This window comes from Streptomyces sp. NPDC003720 (assembly GCF_042875075.1).
In the GTDB taxonomy this organism is placed as follows: Bacteria; Actinomycetota; Actinomycetes; order Streptomycetales; family Streptomycetaceae; genus Streptomyces.
In genome coordinates, this window is the sequence record NZ_JBIANZ010000010.1 from 144,237 (window position 1) to 169,955 (window position 25,719).

Annotated in this window: 17 protein-coding genes; 13 read left to right on the forward strand and 4 right to left on the reverse strand. The window is 71.4% G+C overall.

What is annotated here, in order from left to right; translation table 11 throughout:
* Positions 1 to 48: 48 nt before the first annotated feature.
* Positions 49 to 813 carry an IclR family transcriptional regulator C-terminal domain-containing protein gene (locus ACFYU0_RS26920; RefSeq protein WP_199209936.1) on the reverse strand — a complete coding sequence of 255 codons (765 nt, stop codon included), beginning with the start codon at positions 811 to 813 and terminating at the stop codon, positions 49 to 51.
* Between the two features lie 295 nt (positions 814 to 1,108).
* Here ACFYU0_RS26920 and metH point away from each other — a divergent pair, with 295 nt between their 5' ends.
* The 3 genes from metH to ACFYU0_RS26935 all read left to right on the forward strand — a co-directional run bounded on the left by metH (position 1,109) and on the right by ACFYU0_RS26935 (position 7,583).
* Positions 1,109 to 4,624, forward strand: a complete 3,516-nt coding sequence (gene metH, locus ACFYU0_RS26925; protein ID WP_389304681.1) for a methionine synthase — start codon at positions 1,109 to 1,111, stop codon at positions 4,622 to 4,624.
* 193 nt (positions 4,625 to 4,817) lie between these two features.
* Positions 4,818 to 5,519, forward strand: a complete 702-nt coding sequence (locus ACFYU0_RS26930) for an HAD family hydrolase (RefSeq protein WP_389304683.1) — start codon at positions 4,818 to 4,820, stop codon at positions 5,517 to 5,519.
* 459 nt (positions 5,520 to 5,978) lie between these two features.
* A complete protein-coding gene (locus tag ACFYU0_RS26935) occupies positions 5,979 to 7,583 on the forward strand; it encodes an ABC transporter substrate-binding protein (protein ID WP_351664133.1) in 1,605 nt (534 codons plus the stop codon).
* 79 nt (positions 7,584 to 7,662) lie between these two features.
* On the opposite strand, the gene ACFYU0_RS26940 is transcribed toward ACFYU0_RS26935, so the two are convergent.
* The gene (locus tag ACFYU0_RS26940) at positions 7,663 to 8,334 is read right to left on the reverse strand and encodes a response regulator transcription factor (RefSeq protein WP_351664131.1); all 672 of its coding nucleotides are present in this window, start codon (positions 8,332 to 8,334) and stop codon (positions 7,663 to 7,665) included.
* Between the two features lie 83 nt (positions 8,335 to 8,417).
* Entirely contained in the window at positions 8,418 to 9,335 is a 918-nt protein-coding gene (locus ACFYU0_RS26945) for a RecB family exonuclease (RefSeq protein WP_389304816.1), read from the reverse strand.
* A gap of 580 nt (positions 9,336 to 9,915) precedes the next feature.
* Here ACFYU0_RS26945 and ACFYU0_RS26950 point away from each other — a divergent pair.
* The 3 genes from ACFYU0_RS26950 to ACFYU0_RS26960 all read left to right on the forward strand — a co-directional run bounded on the left by ACFYU0_RS26950 (position 9,916) and on the right by ACFYU0_RS26960 (position 13,241).
* Positions 9,916 to 11,469: a site-2 protease family protein gene (locus tag ACFYU0_RS26950; RefSeq protein ID WP_351664129.1), complete on the forward strand. Its 1,554-nt coding sequence runs from the start codon at positions 9,916 to 9,918 to the stop codon at positions 11,467 to 11,469.
* 53 nt (positions 11,470 to 11,522) lie between these two features.
* Positions 11,523 to 12,425: a tRNA (adenine-N1)-methyltransferase gene (locus ACFYU0_RS26955; protein ID WP_067050546.1), complete on the forward strand. Its 903-nt coding sequence runs from the start codon at positions 11,523 to 11,525 to the stop codon at positions 12,423 to 12,425.
* Between the two features lie 237 nt (positions 12,426 to 12,662).
* On the forward strand, positions 12,663 to 13,241 hold the full coding sequence (locus tag ACFYU0_RS26960) for a hypothetical protein (protein ID WP_389304686.1): 579 nt from the start codon (positions 12,663 to 12,665) through the stop codon (positions 13,239 to 13,241).
* Between the two features lie 131 nt (positions 13,242 to 13,372).
* On the opposite strand, the gene ACFYU0_RS26965 is transcribed toward ACFYU0_RS26960, so the two are convergent.
* The gene (locus ACFYU0_RS26965; protein ID WP_351664125.1) at positions 13,373 to 13,675 is read right to left on the reverse strand and encodes a ferredoxin; all 303 of its coding nucleotides are present in this window, start codon (positions 13,673 to 13,675) and stop codon (positions 13,373 to 13,375) included.
* A gap of 516 nt (positions 13,676 to 14,191) precedes the next feature.
* Between ACFYU0_RS26965 and arc the strand changes: the two genes are divergently transcribed.
* The 7 genes from arc to ACFYU0_RS27000 all read left to right on the forward strand — a co-directional run bounded on the left by arc (position 14,192) and on the right by ACFYU0_RS27000 (position 25,519).
* On the forward strand, positions 14,192 to 15,958 hold the full coding sequence (gene arc / locus ACFYU0_RS26970) for a proteasome ATPase (RefSeq protein ID WP_351664123.1): 1,767 nt from the start codon (positions 14,192 to 14,194) through the stop codon (positions 15,956 to 15,958).
* A gap of 232 nt (positions 15,959 to 16,190) precedes the next feature.
* A complete protein-coding gene (gene dop, locus ACFYU0_RS26975; protein ID WP_351664121.1) occupies positions 16,191 to 17,702 on the forward strand; it encodes a depupylase/deamidase Dop in 1,512 nt (503 codons plus the stop codon).
* Between the two features lie 199 nt (positions 17,703 to 17,901).
* Entirely contained in the window at positions 17,902 to 18,120 is a 219-nt protein-coding gene (locus ACFYU0_RS26980) for a ubiquitin-like protein Pup (RefSeq protein WP_014671690.1), read from the forward strand.
* 51 nt (positions 18,121 to 18,171) lie between these two features.
* Entirely contained in the window at positions 18,172 to 18,747 is a 576-nt protein-coding gene (locus ACFYU0_RS26985; RefSeq protein ID WP_389304688.1) for an endonuclease VII domain-containing protein, read from the forward strand.
* Positions 18,699 to 19,544, forward strand: a complete 846-nt coding sequence (prcB, locus tag ACFYU0_RS26990) for a proteasome subunit beta (RefSeq protein WP_389304690.1) — start codon at positions 18,699 to 18,701, stop codon at positions 19,542 to 19,544. The genes ACFYU0_RS26985 and prcB overlap by 49 nt, the downstream gene beginning before the upstream one ends.
* 60 nt (positions 19,545 to 19,604) lie before the next feature.
* Positions 19,605 to 20,348 carry a proteasome subunit alpha gene (gene prcA, locus ACFYU0_RS26995; RefSeq protein WP_389304691.1) on the forward strand — a complete coding sequence of 248 codons (744 nt, stop codon included), beginning with the start codon at positions 19,605 to 19,607 and terminating at the stop codon, positions 20,346 to 20,348.
* An 863-nt stretch (positions 20,349 to 21,211) separates the two neighbouring features.
* The gene (locus ACFYU0_RS27000; protein WP_389304693.1) at positions 21,212 to 25,519 is read left to right on the forward strand and encodes an HAD-IC family P-type ATPase; all 4,308 of its coding nucleotides are present in this window, start codon (positions 21,212 to 21,214) and stop codon (positions 25,517 to 25,519) included.
* Positions 25,520 to 25,719: the final 200 nt, after the last annotated feature.

Consider the following 25,719-nt stretch of genomic DNA (forward strand, 5'->3'; position numbering starts at 1 on the left):
TGTCGACCGGCTTCGATCAGCTTTCGCCCGGCAGCGGATCGCCGCCGGTCAGAAACGTCCCGCGCCCAGGTCCCGCGACACCGCGCGGGCACAGTCCCGTACCGCGGCGATCAGCTCGGGGCGCACCTCGCCGTCCCGGCACAGCCGCTCCACCGCGCCCGCGATGCCGACCGCGCCCACCGGCATCCGGCGCCGGTCGTGGATCGGCGCGGCGATCGACGCCACGCCCTCCCAGGTCTCCTCCACGTCCGCCGCGTAACCACGCGCGCGCGTGAGGTCCAGCAGGTGCTCGAAGTCCGCCGGCTCGCACACCGTGCGGTCCGTGAACGGCTTGCGGTCCGCCTCCATCGCCTCGCTGTGCGCCACCGGGTCGTAGGCGGAGAGCACCTTGCCGAGCGCCGTGGAGTGCAGCGGCTGCATCGCCCCTATCTCCAGCACCTGCCGGCTGTCGTCCGGCCGGAAGACGTGGTGCACGATCAGGACGCCCTGCTGGTGCAGGACGCCCAGATAGACGCTCTCCCCGCTGGAGCGGGCCAGGTCGTCGGTCCACACCAGGGCCCGCGCCCGCAGTTCGTGCACGTCCAGATAGGTGGTGCCCAGGCGCAGCAGCTCGGCGCCCAGCTGGTAGCGGCCGGAGACGCCGTCCTGCTCGACGAAGCCCTCCTGCTGCAGGGTCCGCAGGATGCCGTGGGCGGTGCCCTTGGCGAGGCCCAGCGACGAGGCGATGTCCGAGAGGCCGAGCCGCCGCTCACCGCCCGCGAGCAGCCGCAGCATCGCCGCCGCCCGTTCGAGCGACTGGATGTTCCGTGCCATCGCCGTCCTGCCCTCCGTCCCCTTCGACCATTGCCGAACAGCGTGCAACACCCCGTTCGGCAATGTCGAACACTACCGGTCCATGTCGACCTCCCGCCAATGGTTCGGACGACACCTGTTACATCCCGCGCGGCACGCCGGTGGCGATCCGGCCATCCGGCACGCCCCGCGTCCGCCTCGTGGACGCCGGTGCCCATCCAAGCCCACTCCCGGTTACCCTGACGCCGTGCCCTGCCCCGGTTCCCGCCGGGGAAGGCGCATAGCCGACAGCCGTCGCACCCCAGGGAGCCCCTTCATGGCCTCGTCGCCAACGTCCCCTTCCACCGACAGCCGGACCCGTGCGTCCGCGCTCCGAGAGGCACTCGCCACCCGTGTGGTCGTAGCCGACGGAGCGATGGGCACGATGCTCCAGGCCCAGGAGCCGACGCTCGAGGACTTCCAGCAGCTCGAGGGCTGCAACGAGATTCTCAACCTCACCCGCCCCGACATCGTCCGCTCCGTCCACGAGGCGTACTTCGCCGTGGGCGTCGACTGCGTCGAGACCAACACCTTCGGGGCCAACCACTCCGCCCTCGGCGAGTACGACATCCCCGAACGCGTCCACGAACTGTCCGAGGCCGGCGCCCGCGTCGCCCGCGAGGTCGCCGACGAGTTCACCGCGAAGGACGGCCGGCCCCGCTGGGTGCTGGGCTCCATCGGCCCCGGCACCAAGCTGCCCACCCTCGGCCACGCCCCCTACACCACCCTGCGCGACGCCTACCAGCGCAACGCCGAGGGCCTGGTCGCCGGCGGCGCCGACGCGCTGCTCGTGGAGACCACCCAGGACCTGCTGCAGACCAAGGCCGCCGTGCTCGGCGCCCGTCGCGGCCTGACCGCCCTCGGCCTGGACCTGCCGGTCATCGTGTCCGTGACCGTAGAGACCACCGGCACCATGCTGCTCGGCTCCGAGATCGGCGCCGCCCTCACCGCGCTCGAACCGCTCGGCATCGACATGATCGGCCTGAACTGCGCCACCGGCCCGGCCGAGATGAGCGAGCACCTGCGCTACCTCGCCCGCAACGCCCGCATCCCGCTGTCCTGCATGCCCAACGCGGGCCTGCCGGTACTCGGCAAGGACGGCGCCCACTACCCGCTGAGCGCGCCTGAGCTGGCCGACGCCCAGGAGACCTTCGTCCGCGAGTACGGCCTCTCGCTCGTCGGCGGCTGCTGCGGCACCACCCCCGAGCACCTGCGCCAGGTCGTCGAGCGCGTCCACGGCCTCACCCCGCGCACCCGCGACCCGCGCCCCGAGGCCGGCGCCGCCTCCCTCTACCAGAGCGTGCCCTTCCGCCAGGACACCTCCTACCTCGCCATCGGCGAGCGCACCAACGCCAACGGATCCAAGAAGTTCCGCGAGGCCATGCTCGAGGGCCGCTGGGACGACTGCGTGGAGATGGCCCGCGACCAGATCCGCGAAGGCGCCCACATGCTCGACCTGTGCGTGGACTACGTCGGCCGCGACGGCGTCGCCGACATGGAGGAACTCGCCGGCCGCTTCGCCACCGCCTCCACCCTGCCGATCGTCCTCGACTCCACCGAGGTCGACGTCATCGAGGCGGGCCTGGAGAAGCTCGGCGGCCGCGCCGTGATCAACTCCGTGAACTACGAGGACGGCGCCGGACCCGGCTCCCGCTTCGCGAAGGTCACCGAGCTGGCCCGGGAGCACGGCGCCGCACTGATCGCGCTCACCATCGACGAGGAGGGCCAGGCCCGCACCCCGGAGAAGAAGGTCGAGATCGCCGAACGGCTCATCGACGACCTGACCGGGAACTGGGGCATCCGCGAGGAGGACATCCTCATCGACACCCTGACCTTCACCATCTGCACCGGCCAGGAGGAGTCCCGCAAGGACGGCGTCGCCACCATCGAGGCGATCCGCGAGCTCAAGCGCCGCCACCCGGCCGTCCAGACCACCCTCGGCCTGTCCAACATCTCCTTCGGCCTCAACCCGGCCGCCCGCATCCTGCTGAACTCCGTCTTCCTCGACGAGTGCGTCAAGGCGGGCCTGGACTCGGCGATCGTGCACGCCTCCAAGATCCTCCCGATCGCCCGGTTCAGCGAGGAAGAGGTGCAGACCGCCCTCGACCTCATCCACGACCGCCGCGCCGAGGGCTACGACCCGCTGCAGAAGCTGATGCAGCTCTTCGAGGGCGCCACCGCCAAGTCCCTCAAGGCCGGCAAGGCCGAGAAACTGGCCGCGCTGCCCCTGGAGGAGCGGCTCAAGCGGCGCATCATCGACGGCGAGCGCAACGGCCTCGAAGCCGACCTCGACGAGGCCCTCCAGGACCGGCCCGCCCTCGACATCGTCAACGACACCCTGCTCGACGGCATGAAGGTCGTCGGCGAACTGTTCGGCTCCGGCCAGATGCAGCTGCCGTTCGTGCTCCAGTCCGCCGAGGTCATGAAGACGGCCGTCGCCCACCTCGAACCCCACATGGAGAAGTCCGACGCCGAGGGCAAGGGCACCATCGTGCTCGCCACCGTGCGCGGCGACGTCCACGACATCGGCAAGAATCTCGTCGACATCATCCTGTCCAACAACGGCTACAACGTCGTCAACCTGGGCATCAAGCAGCCCGTCTCCGCGATCCTGGACGCCGCCGAGGAACACCGCGCCGACGTCATCGGCATGTCCGGCCTCCTGGTCAAGTCCACCGTGATCATGAAGGAGAACCTGGAGGAGCTGAACCAGCGCGGCCTCGGCACCCGGTTCCCGGTCATCCTCGGCGGCGCCGCCCTCACCCGCGCCTACGTCGAACAGGACCTGCACGAGATCTACGACGGCGAGGTCCGCTACGCCCGCGACGCCTTCGAGGGCCTGCGCCTCATGGACGCCCTCATCGGCGTCAAGCGGGGCGTGCCCGGCGCCAAGCTGCCCGAACTGCGCCAGCGCCGGGTCCGCGCCACGGCCGCCGTGGAGGTCGAGGAGCGCCCCGAGGAGGGACACGTCCGCTCCGACGTCGCCACCGACAACCCGGTGCCCGCCCCGCCCTTCTGGGACACCCGCGTCATCAAGGGCATCCAGCTCAAGGAGTACGCGAGCTGGCTCGACGAGGGCGCGCTGTTCAAGGGCCAGTGGGGCCTGAAGCAGGCCCGCGCCGGCGACGGCCCGACCTACGAGGAGCTGGTGGAGACCGAGGGCCGCCCCCGCCTGCGCGGCCTCCTGGACCGGCTCCAGACGGACAACCTGCTGGAGGCGGCCGTCGTCTACGGCTACTTCCCGTGCGTCTCCAAGGACGACGACCTGATCATCCTGGACGAGCGGGGCAACGAACGCACCCGGTTCACCTTCCCGCGCCAGCGCCGCGGCCGCCGCCTGTGCCTCGCCGACTTCTTCCGCCCCGAGGAGTCCGGCGAGACCGACGTCGTCGGCTTCCAGGTCGTCACCGTCGGCTCCCGGATCGGCGAGCAGACCGCCCGGCTCTTCGAGGCCAACGCCTACCGCGACTACCTCGAACTGCACGGACTGTCCGTACAGCTCGCCGAAGCGCTTGCCGAGTACTGGCACGCCCGGGTGCGCGCCGAACTCGGCTTCGGCGGCGAGGACCCCGCCGCCATGGAGGACATGTTCGCCCTGAAGTACCGGGGCGCCCGCTTCTCCCTCGGCTACGGCGCCTGCCCCGACCTGGAGGACCGTGCCAAGATCGCCGAGCTGCTGCGGCCCGAGCGGATCGGCGTCCAGCTCTCCGAGGAGTTCCAGCTCCACCCGGAGCAGTCCACCGACGCGATCGTGATCCACCACCCCGAGGCCAAGTACTTCAACGCCCGCTGACACACCCGCCGGCCCCCGCGCCCGGGCACGCCGAAGGGCCTCCTGGCCTGCACGGGGGTGTTTCAAGGGCTACCCCCGACCCGGAGTGATAAACGAGGCGCTTCGGGCGCCGGAGACGTACACTGGTCGGTCCACCGCAGGCCGGTTCCCCGCATGGGAACCGGCCTGGTCGTCCCCCAGGAGGTGCGCCCGGATGACCAGCACTGTCCCAGCGCTCGGAACCCGTACGGCCGAAGGCTCCGCCCTGCAGGCGGTGCTCCTCGACATGGACGGCACCCTGGTGGACACCGAGGGCTTCTGGTGGGACGTCGAGGTCGAGGTCTTCGCCGCCCTCGGCCACGTCCTCGACGAGTCCTGGCGGCACGTCGTCGTCGGCGGCCCCATGACCCGCAGCGCCGGCTTCCTCATCGAGGCCACCGGCGCCGCCATCACCCTCGCCGAAGTCTCCTTGCTCCTCAACGACGGCTTCGAGGCCCGCATCGGCCGGGCCCTGCCGCTGATGCCCGGCGCCGCCAGACTGCTCGCCGAACTCCACGAACACGGCATCCCCACCGCCCTGGTCTCCGCCTCCCACCGGCGCATCATCGACCGCGTGCTGACCGTGCTGGGCCCCCACCACTTCGGCCTCTCCATCGCCGGCGACGAGGTCTCGCGCACCAAGCCCTACCCCGACCCCTACCTGCTCGCCGCCGCCGGACTCGGCGTCGACCCGGCCCGCTGCGCCGTCGTCGAGGACACCGCCACCGGCGTCGCCGCCGCCGAGGCCGCCGGCTGCCAGGTGGTCGCCGTCCCCTCCATCGCCCCTATCGCCCCGGCCGAACGGCGCACCGTCGTCTCCTCCCTCGAAGAGGTCGACCTGCCATTCCTGCGCGGCCTGATGACGCGAATGCGCTAGCCGTTCACGCGGGCGCCCCCGGGCCGGGGACCGGCCGAGTACCGGGCCCAATGGGCGTGTTGGACAAATATCCGGGGAAGTACACCGGAGACTGAATTCCGCGCGGGCGCACGGCCGAATTCCGGTAACGGCCAACTCCGAGCCCCAGGTGTGACGTTCCCCACGCCTCCAGTCCTCGACAACGTTGCCCAAGTGTGCAGACCGTCCCGATCCGGGACGTGGCGGCGCGCCCTTGTGTCCCGATTGGGGAGACGCTGCACTAATCCTGCCGCTGTCGGGTTTTCGGTGTGTCCACACCCGGTTTCACTCCGTGATGGACGCTCAACTCCCACGCCCGCCAACCCCCGTGCGGGCGCGGACTAATCTCGTCGCGAGAACATCGAAACAACCCCCGTGACTCGCCGCACCACCCATGCATGCCGAGTACATGGACTCGAACAGCTCTGGAGAAACTCCCGCATGAACCGCAAGACTTTGGTGCTGCCGGCAGTGGCCGGCCTGCTGACGCCGGTTCTCGCCGCGTGCGGCGGATCCGACAGCGGGAGCAAGAGCGCGGACGCCATCGTGGTCGGCACCACGGACCGGTTCGAGGCCACCAGCGACGCCCCGGCGCCCCTCGACCCCGCCTACGCCTACGACGTCGGCACCTGGAACATCCTGCGCCAGACGGTGCAGACCCTGATGACCCAGCCCAAGGGCGAGGGCAACCCCGTCCCCGAGGCCGCCGAGAGCTGCTCCTTCACCGACAGCGGCAACGAGCGCTACGCCTGCAAGCTGCGCGAGGGCCTGCAGTTCTCCGACGGCGACAAGGTCACGGCCGCCGACGTCAAGTACTCCATCGAGCGCGCCCTGCGCATCAACGCGGACAGCGGCGTCGCCGCCCTGCTCAACACCATCGACACGGTCGAGACCCAGGGCGACCGCGAGGTGATCTTCCACCTCAAGACGGCCGACGCCACCTTCCCGTACAAGCTGTCGACCCCGGTCGCGGGCATCGTCAACCCCAAGGACTACGCCAAGGACAAGCTGCGCGACGGCTTCGACGTCGACGGCTCCGGCCCCTACACGGTCAAGTCCGAGGTCAAGGACAACGCGATCGTCGCCGCCACCTTCACCAAGAACCCTTCCTACAAGGGCAGCGTGACGGTGAACAACGACGAGGTCGTGATGCGCTCCTTCGACGACGCCGACGCCATGGGCCAGGCCATCGAAAAGGGCGACATCGACCTGATGACGCGCACCATGTCGCCGTCCCAGATCGACAAGCTGGACTCCGGCTCCCAGGCCAACGTCGACCTCGTCGACATGCCGGGCCTCGAGATCCGCTACCTGGCCTTCAACACCAACGCGCCCACCGTGAAGAACAAGGCCGTCCGCCAGGCCATGGCCCAGCTCATCAACCGCGGCGAACTCGTCTCCAAGGTCTACGGCACCCAGGCCCAGCCGCTGTACTCGCTGGTCCCGGCCACCCTCACCGGCCACTCCAACTCGTTCTTCAACCAGTACGGCGACCCCAGCGTCACCAAGGCCAAGAGCTCGCTCGAGAAGGCCGGCATCACCACCCCGGTGAAGCTGACCCTGCACTACACCACCGACCACTACGGCTCGGCCACCAAGCAGGAGTTCCAGATCCTGCAGAAGCAGCTCAACGACAGCGGCCTGTTCGACGTCAGCATCCAGGGCCACCCCTGGTCGACGTTCCGGCCCGCCGAGCGCAAGGGCGACTACGACGTCTACGGCATGGGCTGGTTCCCCGACTTCCCCGACGCCGACAACTTCGTCGCGCCGTTCCTCGACAAGGGCAACTTCCTCGGCTCGCCCTACTCCAACGGCACCATCCAGCGCACCCTGATCCCCGAGTCCCGGCGCGAGGCCGACCGCATCAACGCGGTCAAGACCCTCACCGCGATCCAGGACACCGTCGCCGAGGACGTCCCCGTGCTGCCGCTGTGGCAGGGCAAGCAGTACGTCGCCGCCCGCGACAACATCACGGGCGTCTCCTACGCCCTCAACTCCGTGGCGTCGCTCCAGCTGTGGGAGCTTGGCCGCGGTGTGAGCGGCTGACGGCCCACCCCGCACGACACCGAGGGCGCCCCTTCCCGCACGGGAAGGGGCGCCCTCGGTTCTGCTCCCGGCCGCCGGCTCAACTCGCGCCGGGCCGCACCAGTCCGCTCTCGTACGCGTACACCGCCGCCTGCACCCGGTCCCGCAGCCCCAGCTTGGTCAGCACATGACCCACGTGCGTCTTCACCGTCGTCTCGCTGACGAACAGATCCGCGGCGATCTCCGCGTTGGACAGCCCGCGCGCCACCAGCTTCAGCACCTCCACCTCACGGTCGGTGAGCGTGTGCAGGGTGTCCGGCACGGACTCCTCACCGGACGGCAGATGCGTGGCGTACTTGTCCAGCAGCCGGCGCGTGATGCTCGGCGCCAGCATCGCCTCGCCTGCGGCCACCACCCGGATCGCCTGCACCAGCTCGTTCGCGGGCGCGTCCTTCAGCAGGAACCCGCTCGCCCCGGCGCGCAGCGCCTCCACCACGTACTCGTCCAGATCGAACGTGGTCAGCACCAGCACCTTCGCCGGGCCGTCCCGCCCCGGTCCGGTGATCTGCCGGGTCGCCTCCACACCGTCCATGCGCGGCATCCGGATGTCCATCAGCACCACATCCGGCTGCAGGGCCCGTACCTGATCGAGGGCCTGCAGACCGTCACCGGCCTCGCCCACGACCGCGATGTCCTGCTCGGCCTCCAGGATCATCCGGAAACCGGTGCGCAGCAGGGGCTGGTCGTCGACCAGTAGGACGCGGATGGCCACGTGACACTCCTTCGCTAGTCCGCACCCATTCTGCCCTGCCCCCGGCAGGCCGCAGGCGGCGGCCTCGGAGCGGCCCGCGGCCGCTACCCGTCCGCCGCGGCGGACCGCACCGGCAGCGGATAGGGCGGGGGAGTACCGCCGAACTCCGGGCAGCGGGACCGGTGATCGCACCAGCCGCACAGCTTCGTGGGCCGGGCACGCCACTCGCCGGTCTCCGTGGCCCGCCTGATCGCCTCCCACAGCGCCAGCAGCTTGCGCTCCACCCGCTCCAGATCGGCCGGCACCGGATCGTAGGTCAGCACGTCACCGCTGCCGAGATACACCAGCTGCAGCCGGCGCGGCACGACCCCCTTCAGCCGCCACACCACCAGCGCGTAGAACTTCATCTGGAACAGCGCGCCCTCCGCGTACTCCGGCCGCGGCGCCTTCCCCGTCTTGTAGTCCACGATCCGCACCTCGCCGGTGGGCGCCACGTCGACCCGGTCGATGATGCCGCGCAGCCGCAGCCCCGACTCCAGCTCGGCCTCCACGAACAGCTCCCGCTCGGCGGGCTCCAGCCGGGCGGGATCCTCCAGCGTGAACCACCGCTCCACCAGCCGCTCGGCCTCGCCCAGCCAGCGGGCCAGCCGCTCGCCCTCCGGATCCTCGGCGAACAGCTCCCCGACCTCCGGCCGGCTCTCCCGCAGCCGGTCCCACTGCCCGGGGATCAGCGCCTTCGCCCGCGGCGCCGTCCGCTCCACGGCGGGCGCGTCGAACAGCCGCTCCAGCACCGCGTGCACCAGCGTGCCCCGCGTCGCGGCCTCGCTCGGCTTCTCCGGCAACCGGTCGATCACCCGGAACCGGTACAGCAGCGGACACTGCATGAAGTCCCCGGCCCGGGACGGCGACAAAGAGGACGGCGCGACAGCCTCCCGCTCCCCACCCGCCCCGGCGACCACCGCCTCCTGGGCAACCGCCGCCGCCTCACCACCGGCCACCACCGACTGCCCGCCGGACACCACCGGCTCCTGGGCGGACGTCGCCGACTCCTCGGCGGGCACCACCGGCTGTCCGTCGGACGCCACCGGGTGTCCTGCGGGCACCACCGGCTCCTCGGCGGGCACCACCGGCTGTCCGTCGGACGCCACCGGGTGTCCTGCGGGCACCACCGGCTCCTCGGCGGACGCCACCGCCTTCTGGGCCGGCACCACCGGCTCGCTGCCGGCCTCCATCGGCTCCCCGGCGGACATCGACGAGCCGCCGCCGGACGCCCCCGGCTGCTCGCCGGACGTCATCGGCTCTCCGCCGGGCACCATCGACTCCCTGCCGGACACTCCCTGCTTCCCGGCGGCCGCCGCCGGCGCCGGAGGGGTCTGTCCGGGCGGAGTCGGCAGGGTCCCCGCGTCCTCGATGCTGCTGTCCATGACCCCAGACCATACGGCCCGGCACTGACAGCGACCCAGCCGTGGGCCGCGTTAGGGCGCGCGACAGCGGGGCAAACACAAGGGGTGCCGGGGCGGAACGGACCACCACGGCCGCATACCATCGACCCGAGACCTCCCGCCCGCGCGGCGCGGAGGACGCTTCGAACGAGGGGACAGCGTGGACGTGAGCGGCGGGAGCGGGCAGCCGCGGTCCGGCAACGACGAGCCGGCCGAGCACCCCGCGGCCCCTACGGCCCCGGCGAACGGACCCACCGGCCACCACCCCGGTCCGGAGCCCGACGACGCCCCGCAGCCCGGCCCGGCCGACCGCGACGGCCTCCGCGACACCCCCGGATCCCATGATGCGGACGAGCGCCCCGGCTCCGGCGCGCCACAGGACAGCGGGGCCGCGCGCCCGGACCCCGATCACGAGACGGGCGGGGCCACCGGCCCCACGGGTCCCACCCACACCGGCACCGGCGAGCAGCCGCCCGAGGCCGGCCCCGGCCCGCACCCCGGCGAACACCGCTCCCTCGCCCACTCCGGCATCGCCAAGGGCGAACCCCCGCAGCGACGGCCCAAGGAACCCGGCGGCGGACTCCTCATGGGTCGCCCCTTCGGCGTCCCCGTCTACGTGGCGCCCAGCTGGTTCCTCGTCGCCGCCCTGATCACCTGGGTCTTCGGCGGCCAGCTCGACCGGGTGCTGCCCGAACTCGGAGCCGCCCGCTACCTCGTCTCCCTCTTCTTCGCCGTCGCCTTCTACGCCTCCGTACTCGTCCACGAACTGGCCCACACCGTCGCCGCGATCCGCTTCAAGCTCCCCGTCCGCCGCATCCAGCTCCAGTTCTTCGGCGGCGTCTCCGAGATCGAGAAGGAGGCCGAGACCCCAGGACGCGAGTTCGTCCTCGCCTTCGTCGGCCCGCTGCTCTCCCTCGCCCTGGCCGGACTGTTCTACCTGGCCATGAAGCCCGTACAGCCGGACAGCGTCCCCGGCGTCCTGCTCGCCGGCCTGATGATCTCCAACCTCATCGTCGCCGCCTTCAACCTGTTGCCCGGCCTGCCCCTCGACGGCGGCCGCATGCTGCGCGCCGTCGTCTGGAAGATCACCGGCAAACCCATGAGCGGCACCGTCGCCGCCGCCTGGGTCGGCCGCGCCCTCGCCATCTCCGTCCTCGTCGGCCTCCCCCTGCTCAACCAGTCCGGCGCCTTCGGCGGCGGCAACCAGGACGTCGGCGGCATGGACACCGTCACCGACGCCCTGCTCGCCGCCATCCTCGCCGCGATCATCTGGACCGGCGCCGGCAACAGCCTGCGCATGGCCCGCCTGCGCGAACACCTCCCCGAACTCAAGGCCCGCGCCCTCACCCGACGGGCCGTCCCCGTCGAGACCGACACCCCGCTCTCCGAAGCCCTCCGCCGCGCCAACGCCGCCGGCGCCCGCGCCCTCGTCGTCGTCGACGCCGAGGGCAACCCCCTCTCCCTCGTCCGCGAGGCCGCCATCGTCGGCGTACCCGAACACCGCCGCCCCTGGGTCGCCGTCAGCGGCCTCGCCCAGGACCTCACCGACGGCATGCGGGTCTCCGCCGAACTGGCCGGGGAGGAACTCCTCGACACCCTCCGGGCCACCCCCGCCACCGAATACCTCGTCGTCGAGGAGACCGGCGAGATCTACGGCGTCCTCTCCGCCGCCGACGTCGAGCGCGCCTTCGTCAAGGCCATGGCCCGCCCCTGACGGCCCGCCCTCCCGTGGTCGGCGGCCCCCGCAAACGCCGGTAGGCTGGTCACATGTCCGAACCGACCGGTGCCGCCCGCAGGCGCGGGCCCTTCAAGGTCGGGGACCAGGTTCAGCTGACCGACCCCAAGGGCCGCCACTACACGTTCACGCTCGAAGCCGGGAAGAACTTCCACACCCACAAGGGCTCCTTCCCGCACGACGAACTGATCGGCGCTCCCGAGGGCAGCGTTGTCCGCACCACCGGCAACGTCGCCTACCTCGCGCTGCGCCCCCTGCTCCCCGACTACGTCCTGTCCATGCCCCGCGGGGCAGCCGTCGTCTACCCGAAGGACGCGGGACAGATCCTCGCCTTCGCCGACATCTTCCCCGGCGCCCGCGTCGTCGAGGCCGGCGTCGGCTCCGGCTCGCTCAGCAGCTTCCTGCTGCGCGCCATCGGCGACCAGGGCATGCTCCACTCCTACGAGCGCCGCGAGGACTTCGCCGAGATCGCGCAGGCGAACGTCGAGCGCTACTTCGGCGGCCCCCACCCCGCCTGGCAGCTCACCGTCGGCGACCTCCAGGACAACCTGTCCGACACCGACGTCGACCGCGTCATCCTCGACATGCTCGCCCCCTGGGAATGCCTGGAAGCCGTCTCCAAGGCACTCGTCCCCGGCGGCATCCTGTGCTGCTACGTGGCCACCACCACCCAGCTCGCCCGGACCGTGGAGTCCATCCGGGAGATCGGCTGCTTCAACGAGCCGACCGCCTGGGAGACCATGATCCGCAACTGGCACATCGAAGGCCTCGCCGTCCGGCCCGACCACCGCATGATCGGCCACACCGGCTTCCTCCTCACCGCCCGCCGGCTCGCCGACGGCGTCGAGCCGCCCATGCGCCGCCGCCGCCCCGCCAAGGGCGCCTACGGCGAGGACTACGCCGGCCCCAACGCCGACGGCGGCACCGGCCGCTGAACGGCCCCCTCCCCACCGGCACAACGCGACGGCGCCGTGGCCGAGTTCCCACCACATCCGGGAACCCCGCCACGGCGCCGACGCGTTGACACGGCACCAGGCCGCGCACGGGCCCTCACGCGCGCGTCCCCCCGCCTGCGAGAATCCCGTACGACCCCGCCGTTCCCACGCACTGTGACGTGTGGCACCATGCTGGCCACCCCCCCACCGGCACAGCCCTCACAGGAGAAACTCCTAGTGCAGCCATCCGCCGTTCCGGAGCTCGCCCACACGCACACCCGGCCCATCCACTGGGTCGCCACCGCCACCGCGATAGCCGGCGTCGTCGCCCTGTCATCCGCCGTGCAGCCCGGCTCGGCCACCGCCGCCCAGCCCACCCCGCGCACCGAGGTCAAGACCGCCCCCGCCGCCGCGCCGCCCGGCACCGGCGGCGTGCACTTCCCGCTCAGCTGCGGACCCGTGAAAGCGGTCGTGGTCAAGAAGGTCACCGGCGACCTCGACGGCGACGGCGCCCCCGAGACCGTCGCGGTCGTCCACTGCGACGCCCCCATGGGCACACCGCCCGACGGCGTCTACGTCCTCACCCGGGGCGCGGCCGGCGGCGCCGCGCGCGTCGTCGCCACCCTCGTCGACCCCAAGGACCGGCACACCGTCACCGACTTCGCCTTCCACGCCGGCACCGTCACCGCCACCCTGCTCGGCTACTCCACGCCCGACATACCCAGTTGCTGCCCCGACCTGAAGACCCCCACGAGCTGGCACTGGAACGGGAAGGTGTTCCTCCGCTCCACCCCCACCGCGTCCCACAGCGTGTGACGCACCCCCGGCCGCACACCCCCCGCGCGCCACCAGGCCCCGGCACACCTGGCCCGAAAACACCGCACGCGCGCGACCCGTCCGAAGACGACCCACGCGCGCGCACGGCACGACCGGACACCGGCCGGATCTCACTCCGCGTCCGGACCGTGCACCTCCACCTTGTCCAGAACCCGGCGCACGTGGATGCACTCCCCGGGACACTCCTTCGCCGAGTCGACCACATCCGCGAGCAGCGGCAACGGCACCGGCACCGTGGCGCCCTCCGCCTGCAGCAGCTCGTCGTCCGCGCCCTTCACATAGGCCAGCCCGTCGATGTCCAGCTCGAACACCTCGGGCGCGTACTGGGCGCAGATACCGTCGCCGGTACACAGAGCCTGGTCGATCCAGACCTCCAGCGCCTCGCCCTCCGGGGCCTCCTGCCGCACGGTCACCTCTCCTGCCGTCGAATCGCCGCCCGGCGCCCCCGGCCCGACGGCCAGCGAGGTCCGCACCAGCGGCTGTTGAACACCTCGACCCTACCCCCGCCCGCATACCCGCCGGATTCCACGGGTATCGGGTTTCCCTCGGCACCCCTTCGGGTACGAGCGCCCGACCGGGAAAGGGAGCCCCGGAACCGGGCGAACACTTCCAGCCGCCCCGACGATGACCACGACCGACCCGACCGTCGCTCTGCGTCACAACCGCACGAGCGCGGCGAAGCGTGCCCCGGAACCGGCCGACCGGCCCGGAACGGACAACTCCGGCCACACGCGCCGGGTATTGACCGCCACCGACCAGGAACAAGCGGCTTCCGAATCACGTTCAGTGGGTATCCCCTCCGTGCGAGAGGGAGCGCACCGGGTGACCGACGACACACCTTGACAGTCTTTATGATCTAGGGGTTTCAATCGTCACCCACCCAGGTAGGGTCTGGAAGCGTCCAGCTCCCCTTGGAGGAGGTGAGGACCGTGGCAGCCCACGACGACGACATGAACCGCGGCATCCGCCCGGGACGAGGGTCCGACGACCCCGCCGGGCAGATCGCCTACCTTGAGCAGGAGATCGCCGTCCTGCGACGCAAGCTCGCCGACTCTCCGCGGCACACGAGGATTCTCGAAGAGCGGATCGTCGAGCTGCAGACCAACCTGGCCGGCGTCTCCGCCCAGAACGAGCGCCTGGCCAACACACTCCGCGAAGCCCGCGACCAGATCGTGGCCCTCAAGGAAGAGGTCGACCGGCTCGCCCAGCCGCCCGCCGGCTTCGGCGTCTTCCTGCAGGCCAACGAGGACGGCACCGCCGACATCTTCACCGGCGGCCGCAAGCTCCGCGTGAACGTCAGCCCGAGCGTCGAGGTCGACGACCTCAGGCGCGGCCAGGAGGTCATGCTCAACGAAGCGCTCAACGTGGTCGACGCCATGGAGTTCGAGCGCGTCGGCGACATCGTCACCCTCAAGGAGATCCTCGAGGACGGCGAGCGCGCCCTCGTCCTCGGGCACACCGACGAAGAACGAGTGGTCCGGCTCGCCGAACCCCTCCTCGACGTCACCATCCGCCCCGGCGACGCCCTCCTGCTCGAGCCCCGCTCCGGCTACGTCTACGAGGTCGTCCCCAAGAGCGAGGTCGAGGAACTCGTCCTCGAAGAAGTCCCCGACATCGGGTACGAGCAGATCGGCGGCCTCGGCAACCAGATCGAGGCCATCCGCGACGCCGTCGAACTGCCCTACCTCTACCCCGACCTCTTCAAGGAGCACGAGCTGCGCCCGCCCAAGGGCGTCCTGCTCTACGGGCCGCCCGGATGCGGCAAGACGCTCATCGCCAAGGCCGTGGCCAACTCGCTCGCCAAGAAGGTCGCCGAGGTCACCGGACAAGCCGCCGGCAAGAGCTTCTTCCTCAACATCAAGGGCCCCGAGCTCCTCAACAAGTACGTCGGCGAAACCGAGCGGCAGATCCGCCTCGTCTTCCAGCGAGCCCGCGAGAAGGCCAGCGAGGGCACCCCCGTCATCGTGTTCTTCGACGAGATGGAATCCCTCTTCCGCACCCGCGGCTCCGGCGTCAGCTCCGACGTGGAGAACACCATCGTCCCGCAGCTCCTCGCCGAGATCGACGGCGTGGAAGGCCTGCAGAACGTGGTCGTCATCGGCGCCTCCAACCGCGAGGACATGATCGACCCCGCCATCCTGCGCCCCGGCCGGCTCGACGTGAAGATCAAGATCGAGCGGCCCGACGCCGAGGCCGCCAAGGACATCTTCGGCAAGTACCTCACCGAGCGACTCCCGCTCCACGCGGACGACCTCGGAGAGCACGAGGGCGACAAGGCCACCACCGTCGGAAGCATGATCCAGACGGCGGTCGAGCACATGTACGCCGAATCCGAGGAGAACCGCTTCCTGGAAGTCACCTACGCCAACGGAGACAAGGAAGTCCTCTACTTCAAGGACTTCAACTCCGGCGCCATGATCGAGAACATCGTCGGCCGCGCGAAGAAAATGGCGATCAAGGACTTCCTGGAAAAGAACCAGAAGGGCCTCCGCGTCTCCCACATCCTCCAGGCCTGCGTGGACGAGTTCAAGGAGAACGAGGACCTGCCCAACACCACCAACCCCGACGACTGGGCCCGCATCTCCGGAAAGAAGGGCGAACGGATCGTCTACATCCGCACCCTCATCACCGGAAAGCAGGGCGCGGACACGGGACGCTCCATCGACACGGTGGCGAACACCGGTCAGTACCTGTAAAACCAGGGCGGCTGCGGGTGCCCACCACGGGTACCCGCAGCCGACTGCTTTTCAGGCCACGACCGGAGCAGCCAATGACGCAAATGATCTCCCCACCAGCGCAAAGGCGTTCTAGGCTCTTTCCTACCGCCGAGTCGCACAGTGCGGGGACGGGCACCGCACACGCACCGGAGCGCCGGCGGTACGCGAGCGGTACCCACGACCGAGGGTGCCGCCGGGCAAGGAGGGCCGCATGACCGTACGGCGAGTAATGGGCATCGAGACGGAGTACGGGATCTCCGTCCCCGGCCACCCCAACGCCAATGCCATGCTCACCTCATCCCAGATCGTCAACGCCTACGCCGCGGCGATGCACCGGGCCCGCCGGGCCCGCTGGGACTTCGAGGAGGAGAACCCCCTACGGGACGCCCGGGGCTTCGACCTCGCCCGCGAGGCCGCCGACTCCAGCCAGCTCACCGACGAGGACATCGGCCTCGCCAACGTCATCCTCACCAACGGTGCGCGCCTCTACGTCGACCACGCCCACCCCGAATACAGCGCCCCCGAAGTCACCAACCCCCGCGACGCCGTCCTCTGGGACAAGGCCGGCGAACGCATCATGGCCGAAGCAGCCGAACGGGCCGCACAGCTCCCCGGCGCCCAGCCCATCCACCTCTACAAGAACAACACCGACAACAAGGGCGCCTCCTACGGCACGCACGAGAACTACCTGATGAAGCGGGAGACCGCCTTCTCGGACATCGTGCGCCACCTCACGCCCTTCTTCGTCTCCCGCCAGGTCTTCGCCGGAGCCGGCCGCGTCGGCATCGGCCAGGACGGCCACGAACACGGCTTCCAGCTCAGCCAGCGCGCGGACTACTTCGAGGTCGAGGTCGGCCTGGAGACCACGCTGAAGCGGCCCATCATCAACACCCGCGACGAACCCCACGCCGACGCGGAGAAGTACCGCCGCCTGCACGTCATCATCGGCGACGCCAACCTCTCCGAGATCTCCACCTACCTCAAACTGGGCACGACCTCCCTGGTCCTGTCCATGATCGAGGACGGCTTCATCGCCGTCGACCTGGCCGTCGACCAGCCCGTACGCACCCTCCATCAGGTCTCCCACGACCCCGGCCTGCAGCGTCTGATCACCCTGCGCAGCGGCCGCACACTCACCGCGGTCCAGCTCCAGATGGAGTACTACGAGCTGTCCCGCAAGTACGTCGAGGAACGCTTCGGCGCCGACGCGGACGACCAGACCAAGGACGTCCTCTCCCGCTGGGAGGACACCCTCAACCGGCTCGAGAACGACCCCATGAGCCTGGCCGGCGAACTCGACTGGGTCGCCAAGCGCGAACTCATGGAGGGCTACCGCCGCCGCGACGACCTCGACTGGGACGCCGCCAAGCTCCACCTCCTCGACCTCCAGTACGCCGACGTACGCGCCGAGAAGGGCCTCTACAACCGCCTGGCGGCCCGCGGGCGCATGAAGCGCCTGCTGGACGAGAGCGAGGTCGAGAAGGCCCGCACGACACCGCCCGAGGACACCCGCGCCTACTTCCGCGGCCGCTGCCTCGAGCAGTACGCCGACGACGTGGCCGCGGCCAGCTGGGACTCAGTGATCTTCGACCTGCCGGGCCGGGACTCGCTGCAGCGCGTCCCAACCCTCGAACCGCTTCGCGGAACGCGAAATCACGTCAAGGAGCTGCTGGATCGCTGCCGCACGGCGGAAGACCTGGTCAGGGTCTTGTCCGGCGGCTGACCGGAGACCGCGGGGTACTCGGACCCGCCCGGGCGTCCGGGGTGGAAACCCCGCCGTCCGGGAATCATCGAGTTGGCCCCCGTACGTTGTCGCAACTGCGGGGCCGATGTCGGACCCGGCTTGTAGGGTCTGATCATCACCGATCGGCAGGAATGCCGACCCGTCGACCATGTCGGGCGAACAGAGCGGGGTGAGGGATATGGCAACCAAGGACACCGGCGGCGGCCAGCAGAAGGCCACGCGCTCCACCGAGGAGGTCGAGGAGCAGGCGCAGGACGCGCAGGGCTCCGAGGACCTCAAGGAGCGGCACGAGAAGCTGAGCGACGACGTGGACTCCGTCCTGGACGAGATCGACGACGTCTTGGAAGAAAATGCCGAGGATTTCGTTCGGAGCTTCGTGCAAAAAGGTGGCGAATAACCTTCGAATCGAAGGCGCACGGGGGCGTTTGGCTTGGCAAGCGAAGAGAGTATGAAGCGCTGTGTGCGGTGCGGTGAAAGCAAGCCGCGCACGGCGTTTCACCGTCGGCGGTCCAATCTGGATGGCCTGCAGCAGCACTGCAGAGCTTGCGCATCCGACTACCACCGGAAGCGCCAGGAGAGCCTGGGGCGGAAGGTGCGCCCGAAGATGGACGTACCAGAAGGCCACAAGCTCTGTCTGAAGTGTGGTGAGGTGAAGCCGTGGAGCGAGTGGCACCGCAACGCGACCGCCTCGGACGGGCTGTCGACCCGATGCAAGGCATGCCGCGCGGCAGAGGGGCGAGCACGTCATCTGAAGCGTCATTACGGCCTGACCGAGGCCGAGCGCGATGAGTTGGTCGCCTCTCAAGGGGGCGTCTGCTGTATATGCCTGGCTGCCGTGCCCGCACATGTGGATCACTGCCATGAGACGGGTAGGGTCCGTGGCGTACTGTGCTTCAGCTGCAATGCCGCACTGGGGCAGTTCAAGGATCAGCCCGAGGTCATAAGGCGGGCTGCTGCATACGTGGAAGGAAACGCGTGGAAGCCAACACTCGTAGCACCGGGCGTCTACCAGCTGCCTTCCTGACGCCAGGGTCCTCCTCCTTCATGGACTTCCTCTCCGAGCACCAGCCCGAGCTGCTGCCCGGCAAGCGGCAGCTCCCGCCCACCCAGGGCGTGATCGAGGCGCCGCACGGGACGACGATCGTCGCCGTCACGTTCCCCGGGGGCGTCGTGCTCGCCGGTGACCGCCGGGCCACCATGGGCAACATGATCGCCCAGCGGGACATCGAGAAGGTGTTCCCGGCGGACGAGTACTCGGCCGTCGGCATCGCCGGCACCGCCGGTCTCGCCGTGGAGATGGTGAAGCTCTTCCAGCTGGAGCTCGAGCACTTCGAGAAGGTCGAGGGCGCGCAGCTGTCGCTGGAGGGCAAGGCGAACCGGCTGTCGACGATGATCCGGTCCAACCTCGGCATGGCGATGCAGGGGCTGGCCGTGGTGCCGTTGTTCGCCGGGTACGACGTGGACCGTGAGCGGGGGCGGATCTTCTCGTACGACGTGACGGGAGGACGTTCCGAGGAGCACCACTTCGCGGCGACGGGGTCGGGCTCGATCTTCGCGCGGGGCGCGATGAAGAAGCTGTTCCGGGAGGACCTGTCGCAGGAGCAGGCCACGACGCTGGTGGTGCAGGCTCTGTACGACGCGGCTGACGACGACTCGGCGACCGGTGGTCCCGATGTCGCCCGCCGGATCTATCCGATCATCACCGTGATCACCGAGGACGGTTTCCGCCGGCTGACCGAGGACGAGTCCTCGGAGCTGTCGCGTGCGGTGCTCCAGCGGCGGCTGGAGGAGCCGGACGGTCCGAAGGCCGCTCTGCTCTGAGCGTGGCCCGGCTGTTTTCGAGGTGATCCAGTGACCATGACAGAAAGGGACGGATAACCGGTGTCGACGCCGTTCTATGTCTCACCCCAGCAGGCGATGGCCGACCGGGCGGAGTACGCCCGCAAGGGCATCGCGCGTGGCCGCAGTCTGGTGGTCATGCAGTATGCCGACGGCATCGTGTTCGTCGGCGAGAACCCGTCCCGTGCGCTGCACAAGTTCAGCGAGATCTACGACCGGATCGGTTTCGCGGCCGCCGGCAAGTACAACGAGTACGAGAATCTGCGCATCGGCGGTGTGCGGTACGCGGATCTGCGTGGTTACACCTATGACCGTGACGATGTGACGGCCCGGGGTCTGGCGAACGTGTACGCGCAGACGCTGGGCACGATCTTCTCCTCGGCGGCGGAGAAGCCGTACGAGGTGGAGCTGGTCGTGGCCGAGGTCGGCGCGACGCCCGAGGGTGACCAGATCTACCGGCTGCCGCACGACGGTTCCATCGTGGACGAGCACGGCTCGGTGGCGGTGGGCGGCAACGCGGAGCAGATCAGCGGTTTCCTGGATCAGCGTCATCGTGACGGGATGTCGTTGGCGGAGGCCCTGAAGCTGGCGGTGCAGGCGCTGTCGCGGGACACGAACGGCAGTGAGCGGGAGATTCCGGCGGAGCGTCTGGAAGTCGCGGTGCTGGACCGTACGCGGCCGCAGCAGCGCAAGTTCAAGCGGATCGTGGGCCGTCAGCTGTCGCGTCTTCTGGAGGCGGACGGTGCGGCCACGGAGGCGGAGAGTTCCGTGGAGGACGAGGAGTAGGTCTGTCCGCGGCGGTTTCGCCGCCGTCTCTTCACTGATCGCGCCCCGGCCGTTTCGGCCGGGGCGCGATCAGTTGTGCGTCCGGCTGGGGGGGTTGTTCCGCGTGCGGCTCGGGCCGGGGGGCCGGAACCTGGAGGTGTGGGCGGCGTTTTGCCGCTTTCCTGTGGGATGGCCCGCTGTGTGGGGGCACTCGGTGGGGCACGGCAGGGATGTGCGGAGGTGGAGGAGTCATGGCGGAGCAGAGGTCGTCCTCGGTTCTCACCGCTCCGGTGCGGGGCGCTGCCTCGGTGCTGGGCCGGTTGCCCGGTGCCGGGACGGTGAGCAGGGTCGCCGAGGGCACGTTGAACAAGGTGGCGGCGGTGTCGCCGAGGAGCCGGCGGCTGGCGGTGTACACGGGGGCCGGGGTGCTGGGGGTGGCGGGGGTGGTGGAGTGGCCGGTGGCGTTGACGGGTGCGGCGGTGGCGTGGCTGACGCAGCCGCGGCCTTCCGTCGGGTCCGCCGGGCAGGCCGGTGCGGGGGTGGCGCGGCTCGGTGAGCCGGTGGAGGACGGTGAGCCGGTGGAGCGTTCGGATGTGGCGGACGTGCCGGAGGAGCCGGTGGCGGTGGAGCCGGACGACGAGGCGATGGCGTGGGCGGCGACGCACCGGACGGTGCCGGCCGGGGAGGGGCCGGGGCAGCGGCTCGGCGGGTCCGGTGAGCGTGGTGGGTCTGCCGGGCACGGTGGTTCCGCGGGGCCTGGTGCTGCTGGGCACGGCGGTGCTGGTGAGCATGGCGGTTCCGCCGTGCACGGTGGTCATGGCGTGCATGGTGGGCCTCTTGGGCCTACGGCCCGGCCGGGCCGTACGACGCGTTGAGGACGGTCGATGGTGTTCTCCTTGCTGACGGTTCCGTCGGCTGCCGCCCGGCTGGTGCCGGCGGCGCCGCGGATGCTGGCGCGGGCGGTCGTTCCGGTGGTGGGCGCGGCGGCCGGGGTGGCGGCGGGTACGGCGCGTGCGGGGGTGCGTGGTGCGGACGCGGCGGTGCGGGTGGGCCGGGTGGCGGGCAACGCGCTGCCGGGTGGTGCGGGCCGGTGGCGTGCGGGCGCCCGGCAGCATGTGGCGTTGCACCCGGCGCACGAGGAGGCGGCGCGGCACGGCAGGGAGCGTCTGGGGCGTCGGGTGGCCGCCGCGGTGGCGGAGCATCCGGATGTGCTGGTGGCCTACTGGGACGAGGGGCTGGCCCGGTTGGTGGTGACGGCGTCCGAGGACGCGCTGTCGGACCTGGTGCTGGACCATGTGGTGGATGTGGCGCGGCGCCATGGTCTGGAGCTGGGTGGTGATCCGGAGGAGTTGTCGCATCCGGCGGATCCGGTGGGGGTGCGGGTGGCGGCGGCGGCGCTCGCGGCGGATGTGGTGGGGACGGGCGCGGCGTTCGCGGCGTACACATGGCGGTTGCCGCCGTCGCCGCGGACGGTGACGGCGGCGGTGACGCTCCTGCGGGAGAACCCGCGGGTGCGGGCGGTGCTGCGCCGGCGGCTGGGCGGGCCGGGGATGGATCTGGTGCTGGCGGGTGCGAACGCGCTGGCGCACGGGGCGGGGCAGAGTCCGGCTTCGCTGGTGCTGGACGGGGCGTTGCGGGGGTGTCAGCTGGCGGAGGTGGTGGGGCGGGCCGCGGCTTTCGACACGGTGCATGACGAGTTGTGTGCTCCGGAGCGGGTGAGTGTGGGTGGCCGGGAGTGGGAGCGGCCGCCGTTGCGGGAGACGCCGGCGCAGGAGTACGCGGCTCATGCGGCGGCGGGGAGTGTGATCGGCGCGCTGGCGACGCTGCTGGTGAAGCATGACGGCGCGGAGGCGGCGGAGGCGGTGCTGTCGGGTTCGCCGAAGGCGGCGCGGTACGGTCCGGCGGTCTTCCACGCCGTGTTGAGTGCCGCGCTGGCGCGGGTGGGGGTGTTGGTGCGGGCGCCGGAGCGGTTGTGGCAGTTGGAGCTGGCGGGGACGGTGGTGCTGCATCCGAGTGCGCTGCGGGCGGCGGACGGGTCGGCGGATCCGTGGACGGAGCCGGTGCTGGACGCGGCGCGGCGGGCGGGGCTGCGGGTCGTGGTGGTGGACGATCCGGTGCTGGAGGATTTCGCGGGTCTCGCGGATGTGGTGGTGGACGCGCGGCGGCCGTTGGACGACGTGGTGTGCGAGATGCGTGGTGACGGGGGGACCGTGATCACGGTCGCCCGGCTGGGTGCGGTGGACGAGGGCGGGGTGCTGGCGGGGTTGCGGGCCGGTGATCTGGCGGTGGCCCTGGTGGATGGGGACGCCGCGGTGGTGTGGGGTGCGGACGTGCTGGCCCGGCGTGGTCTGCAGGACGTGTGGCGGCTGCTGACGGCGGTGCCGGCGGCGCGTGCGGTGGGTGGCCGGTCGCAGACGCTGGCGCGGTCGGGTGCCGCGCTTTCGGGGTTGCTGGTGGCGGTGGGGGAGTCGAGGCGTGGGCGGGGGCGGCTGACGGTGCTGCCGGGGATGCGGCATGTGCCGGTGGATGCGGCGGCGGCGGGTGCGTTGTTCTCCGGGGTGCGGGCGGGTCTGGGGGTGGCGGCGGCTTCGGCGCCCCGTCCGCGTCCGCGGGTGCACTGGCACGATCTGGATCCGGAGGAGGCGCGGGAGCGGGTGGACCGGGAGCCGGCTGCCGAGGTGAGCGGGCTGGGCCGGGCGGCGGCCGGGGTTCGTGGGGCGGCGGGTGCGGTGGCGGGGCATCCGGCGGTGAGTCCGGTGCGCTGGGGTGTGCGGTTGGGCCGGGCGGTCAGCGGCGAGCTGCATGATCCGTTGACTCCGGTGCTGGCGGTGGGTTCGGCGGCGTCGGCGATCTTGGGTTCGATGGTGGACGCGCTGCTGGTGGTGGGGGCGCTGGATCTGAACGCGCTGGTGGGTGGGGTGCAGCGGTTGCGGGCGGAGCGGGCGTTGTCGGGGCTGCTGGCGGATCAGAAGCGCAAGGCGCGGGTGGTGCCGTCGGAGGAGGAGGCGCCGGCGGGCGGGACGCGCACGGTGGACGCGGGTGGGCTGCGGCCGGGTGATGTGATCGAGCTGGCCGGGGACGACGTGGTGCCGGCGGATGCCCGGTTGTTGTGGCAGGAGGGTCTGGAGGTCGACGAGTCGGCGTTGACGGGGGAGTCGCTGCCGGTGCAGAAGCAGACGGACCGGACGCCGCACGCGGCGGTGGCGGACCGGCGGTGCATGGTGTTCGAGGGGACGACGGTGGTGGCGGGGAGGGCCCGGGCCGTGGTGGTGGACACCGGTGACCGTACGGAGGCGGCGCGGGCGGTTCATCTGGCGGCTCGTACGCCGCCGGCGGGCGGGGTGCAGGTGAGGCTGCAGGAGCTGACGCGCCGGGCGCTGCCGTGGACGCTGGGGGGCGGGGCGGCGGTGACGGGGCTGGCACTGCTGCGGGGGACGCCGGTGCGGGACGCGGTGAGCGGTGGGGTGGCGGTCGCCGTGGCGGCGGTGCCGGAGGGGCTGCCGCTGGTGGCGACGGTGGCGCAGTTGGCGGCGGCGCGGCGGCTGAGCGCCGACGGGGTGCTGGTGCGTACGCCGCGCACGCTGGAGGCGCTGGGGCGGATGGACACGGTCTGTTTCGACAAGACGGGCACGTTGACGGAGAACCGGCTGCGGCTGGTGCGGGTGTGGGACGCCGGTGGCGGGGTGTCGGCCGCGGGCGAGGAGGCGGCGGCGGAGACGGTGCGGGCGGCGGCGCGTGCGTGCCCGCGGCCGAACGGCGGGTCGGAGCGGCCGGTGCACGCGACGGACGAGGCGGTGCTGGACGCGGCCGGGGACGATCCGGGGTGGACGCAGGAGGAGGGGCTGGCGTTCGAGGCCGCGCGCGGGTACGCGGCGGCGGTCGGGCGGACGGGTGACGGGGCGCGGGTGCTGGTGGTGAAGGGGGCGCCGGAGACGGTGCTGCCGGCCTGCCGGGAGCTGCCGTCGCACGCCTGGGACGGGGCGCACGTGCTGGCGGGTGACGGGCTGCGGGTGCTCGCGGTGGCGGGGCGCCGGTTGGCGGAGGGCGAGGCGGCGGCCGGGGTGCTCGAGGAGCCGCTGCGGGAGCTGGGTTTCTCGGGGCTGCTGGCGTTCTCGGATGTGCCGCGGGAGACGTCGACGGCGCTGGTGCGGGGTCTGTACGAGGCGGGGGTGCGGCCGGTGATGCTGACGGGGGACCATCCGCAGACGGCGCGGGCGATCGCCCGGGAGCTGGGGTGGCCGGAGGAGCCGGTGGTGGTGACGGGGGACGAGCTGGGCGCGGCGGACCGTTCGGGGCGGGCCCGGATGCTGCGGGACGCGGGTGTGGTGGCGCGGGTGGCTCCGGAGCAGAAGCTGCAGGTGGTGGAGGCGCTGCGGGATGCGGGCCGGGTGGTGGGGATGGTGGGCGACGGCGCCAACGACGCGGCGGCGATCCGGGCGGCCGACATCGGGGTGGGCATCAATGCCCGTGGTTCGGCGGCGGCGCGCAACGCGGCGGACATCGTACTGACGGACGACGATCTGACGGTGCTGATCGACGCGGTCGTCGAGGGGCGCGCGCTGTGGCACAGCGTGGCGGACGCGATCGCGATCCTGATCGGCGGCAACGCGGGCGAGGTGGGTTTCGGTCTGCTGGGCACGCTGGTGTCGGGCCGGGCGCCGTTGTCGACGCGGCAGATGCTGCTGGTGAACCTGTTCACGGATCTGTTCCCGGCGATGGCGGTGGCCGTGACGCCGAAGGCCGGGGCCCAGGCGGCGGAGCGGTCGGGGCCGCGGTCGCCGGAGGACGCGGCGGGCGGTGTGCTGGGCGAGCCGTTGATCCGCCAGATCCGGCACCGGGCGCTGACCACGTGTCTGGGCGCGTTGACGGCGTGGCTGGTCGGCCGTTTCACGCCGGGTACGGCGCGCCGTTCGAGCACGATGGCGCTCTGCGGGGTGGTCGGCACCCAGCTCGCGCAGACGCTGCTGGACCGCCGGGACAGCCCGCTGGTGCGGGTGACGTCGCTGGGTTCGGCGGTGGCCCTGGTCGCTCTCATCCAGGTCCCGGTGGTGAGCCGCGCGGTCGGCTGCACCCCGCTGGGGCCGGTGGGCTGGGCCGGTGTGGTGGCGGGCATCGCGCTGGCCCTGGCAGGCCAGCGGGTACTGCCGCGCCTGGAGGAGACGGTGAGCGGCTTGCTGCCGGACACCGACTGAGGGCGGCACGGGGGTGGTTGAGCCGCATGGGTGCCGGTGGGGCGCCGGGGGCCGGGCTGAGGGCGGCCTGACACTAGGTCGTGGAGCCGAGCCGAAGGCGGCCGGAGCGGCGCGTGGCCCGCGAGCCGCGCCGGAACGGGACCGCCGGGGCCTGTCCGCCGGGGCCGACTGCGCCGCGCCGGGACGGGCCGATGCGGTGG

Bases quoted from the DNA above. Each gene is read 5' to 3' on its own strand.
- ACFYU0_RS26935 (WP_351664133.1), top strand. From the start codon at position 5,979: ATGAACCGCAAGACTTTGGTGCTGCCGGCAGTGGCCGGCCTGCTGACG.
- ACFYU0_RS26920 (WP_199209936.1), bottom strand. From the start codon at position 813: ATGGCACGGAACATCCAGTCGCTCGAACGGGCGGCGGCGATGCTGCGG.
- dop (WP_351664121.1), top strand. From the start codon at position 16,191: ATGACCGTACGGCGAGTAATGGGCATCGAGACGGAGTACGGGATCTCC.
- ACFYU0_RS26980 (WP_014671690.1), top strand. From the start codon at position 17,902: ATGGCAACCAAGGACACCGGCGGCGGCCAGCAGAAGGCCACGCGCTCC.
- metH (WP_389304681.1), top strand. From the start codon at position 1,109: ATGGCCTCGTCGCCAACGTCCCCTTCCACCGACAGCCGGACCCGTGCG.
- ACFYU0_RS26930 (WP_389304683.1), top strand. From the start codon at position 4,818: ATGACCAGCACTGTCCCAGCGCTCGGAACCCGTACGGCCGAAGGCTCC.
- ACFYU0_RS26955 (WP_067050546.1), top strand. From the start codon at position 11,523: ATGTCCGAACCGACCGGTGCCGCCCGCAGGCGCGGGCCCTTCAAGGTC.
- ACFYU0_RS26985 (WP_389304688.1), top strand. From the start codon at position 18,172: ATGAAGCGCTGTGTGCGGTGCGGTGAAAGCAAGCCGCGCACGGCGTTT.
- ACFYU0_RS27000 (WP_389304693.1), top strand. From the start codon at position 21,212: ATGGTGTTCTCCTTGCTGACGGTTCCGTCGGCTGCCGCCCGGCTGGTG.